Annotated in this window: 1 pseudogene; it reads left to right on the top strand. The window is 36.0% G+C overall.

The features are described 5' to 3' along the window. Positions 1-222 (top strand): annotated as a pseudogene (locus tag FUA24_RS11070) (1,4-alpha-glucan branching enzyme); the annotation flags it as partial.

Genomic DNA, 222 nt, shown 5'->3' with positions numbered 1-222 from the left:
CGTTTTGCTAATTTACGCCTACTTTACGGCTACATGTTTACACACCCTGGAACTAAACTGCTCTTTATGGGTGGCGAGTTTGGGCAATATAATGAGTGGAATTTTCAAGAAAGTTTAGACTGGAATTTACTAGAATTTGAACCTCATAAAAATACACAAAACTATTTCAAAGCACTAAACACACTTTACAAAACAACGCCAGCCCTATATGAAAAACCGTTT

The organism is Seonamhaeicola marinus, assembly GCF_008085455.1.
This window is presented reverse-complemented; position numbering and strand designations above follow the sequence as displayed.